The organism is Polaromonas sp. AER18D-145 (assembly GCF_002379095.1).
Taxonomy (GTDB): domain Bacteria; phylum Pseudomonadota; class Gammaproteobacteria; order Burkholderiales; family Burkholderiaceae_C; genus Polaromonas.
Map to the genome: position 1 here is coordinate 1 of NZ_NBZV01000116.1, position 1,180 is coordinate 1,180.

The window sequence follows — 1,180 nt, forward strand, 5'->3', positions numbered from 1 at the left end:
GGGGCACTGCACCGCCAGACAGCCATTTCTTCAACTCGCCTTTCTTCAGCTTGGCGTTGGATGTCTTGGGCAGTTCATCGACAAACACCACATGCTTGGGCGTTTCGGGGCGGCTGAGCCTGCCGTGACAAAAATCGATAAGCGCCTGCACCGTAACATCGCTGTGCGAAGGTTTGCGGACGACCACAGCGACTACCGCCTCGCCCCATTCCGGGTGCGGCACGCCGACCACGGCCACCTCCTCCACCGCCGGGTGCTCGACCAGAATCGCCTCGACCGTGGTCGGAAACACGTTCACCGCGCCGGTGATGATCAGGAACTTCTGCCGATCCAGCAGATACAGATAGCCGCGCTCGTCGAGCCGCCCGATGTCGTTGGTGCGCAGCCAGCCGTCCGGCATCGCTTCCGCCGTAGCCTCGGGCAGGTTGCGGTAACCCTTCATCATGGTATTGCCGCGCAGCCAGATCTCGCCGGATTGACCGATCGGCACCGGTTGGCCCGACTCGTCGCGAATCGAACAGTCGTAGTGAATGCCGATGCGGCCGACCGACTTGAGCAGTTCGATCTCCTCTCGCAGCGCATGCTCGTGGTCGGCATCGGTCAGGTAGCTGATCCAGCCGCCGGTGGTTTCTGTCATCGCGTAGGTCTGCAGCAGCTTGATCCCCTTGAAGGTCGCCCTCGCATCACGGATCAACTTGGGCGTGGCGGGCGACGAGCCGTAAATCATCATGTGCAGCGAGGACAGGTCGTAAACTGGATTGGTTTGGATTTCAACAATCGCGCGCTGCAGCATGGTCGGGACGAGCAACCCGACCGTAACGCGAAAACGCTCGATGTCGCGCAGGTAAGCCTGTAATTGGTATCCGCCATCCGGAATCACGGTCGTCATCCCGTTGCCGAGCCCGAATGCGTACATCATCACGACCACCCAGGCCGATGCCGCCGGTATGTACCAGACATCGTCAGGTCCAAAACCAAAAGAAATCAGCGAGTGGAGGATGCAGTTGACACTGCTCTGCTGGGTCAGCATTACGCCCTTGGGCACGCCGGTCGTGCCGGAGGTGTAGCTGACAAAAAGGATGTCGTCGGGCGCCAGCGCTGGCCAGTGCGGCTCACCCTCGGCTTTCGCCAGCAAGCTTTCGTAGTCGCGCTCCAGACCATGGCCTGCGCCATAGCCAAT

1 protein-coding gene is annotated in these 1,180 nt (G+C 60.9%); it reads right to left on the minus strand.

The genetic code is table 11. The features are described from left to right. A partial coding sequence (locus tag B7G52_RS23100) for a class I adenylate-forming enzyme family protein (protein WP_141397544.1) occupies positions 1 to 1,180 on the minus strand: 1,180 nt, incomplete at both ends.